Raw genomic sequence first — 1,225 nt, 5'->3', positions numbered from 1 at the left:
GCGCGATTGTCGGCGCGCAACACGGCCAGCCACGAACCAAGGTAATCGGCATGGCGCACGGTCGGGACGATCCCAAGCGCGGCGCACAGGAATGCCGATGTCAATTCGGCGCAAAGTTCCTCGCGGGCATACAGCGCCGAACCGAACCGCCCCGACTGGTCACGCGCCAGCCGCTGCGTGCTTCCCGCCCAATGGCCCAGTTCGTGCAGCGCCGTCCGGTAGAAGTCGATCTGCTGCGGGAACGCCGGTTGTGGCGGCACCTGCACATAATCACCGCCAATGTCATAGAAGGCCCGCGCGCCGCCGATGCGGAAATCCGCGCCGGTCGCGGCAATCAGCGCCTCCGCGCCCTCGTGCTGTTCGCACGGCGGCAACGGCGTCGGGTCGGCGGCCAGCCGCTCCGGCAGACCGTCGCACTGCGCCGCGTTGAACACCACGAAGCGTTTCAGGAACGGAATCGAGCGGGGTTCGCCCTCCGCGCCCTCGCCACCTTCGCGGCCATCCTCGGGGGTGAAGCGGTCGGCATAGAAGATCGTATGCCCGCGCTCACCCTTGCGGACACACCCGCCAGCGGCCAGCGCTTGCCGGAAGGTCAACCAATCCTGCGACGGGTAGCAGCCCTCGATGACCGCGCCCCACAGGATCAGCACATTGACGCCCGAATAAGCACGCCCCGAAACCGCGTTGCGGGGGAGGCCCGGCACCGCTGCCGCCGAGTTCCATGGCTGCGCCCAAGGGAAGCAACCCGCCTCAAGCTGGGCGATGATCTTGGCCGTCACCTCATCATAGAGCGATGCCCGCGCCGCGCCCTGCGCCTTGGCCCTGCCTGTCCCGCGCTTGCCGCCGCTCCGCCGTGTCCTGCCGTGATCCGCCATCGTCGCCTCCCTGCCCAAAAAACCACACCGGCCCCGGAGAGGGGGGTGGGCGGCAAAAAGCGACCAAGAGGCCCGGTGCGATCAGGCGCACCTGCAAGGCTGTAACAACGTGAAAGACCCGGCCTGCCGGGTTGCGCCTGAGCGCGACGGGCCTAGCCGGAAGCGCCGCCCATCCCCCTCTTCGGGGAAGGCCACAAGAACGCCGGCGCATCCGCGCCGTCCACAATCAGTCGAAGATCATCGAGACAACCCCGCCGCGCAGCGGCCGAACAGGAAACGGCACCCTTGCACGGCGCGACGCCGACGGACGCCCTGCGCCCGGACCTGTGGGCCAGCGGGCGTCCGGCCAG

At 69.1% G+C, this 1,225-nt stretch carries 1 protein-coding gene; it reads right to left on the bottom strand.

Annotation, left to right across the window (positions count from 1 at the left end; translation table 11 throughout):
- On the bottom strand, positions 1 to 875 hold an 875-nt coding region (locus DXH95_RS15965; protein ID WP_115550570.1), incomplete at its 3' end, for an ArdC family protein.
- Positions 876 to 1,225 lie beyond the last annotated feature (350 nt).

The sequence above is a fragment of the Sphingorhabdus pulchriflava genome, from assembly GCF_003367235.1.
Taxonomy (GTDB): domain Bacteria; phylum Pseudomonadota; class Alphaproteobacteria; order Sphingomonadales; family Sphingomonadaceae; genus Sphingorhabdus_B; species Sphingorhabdus_B pulchriflava.
Note: the sequence above shows the minus strand (reverse complement) of the source record. Positions and strands in the feature narration are given on the sequence as shown.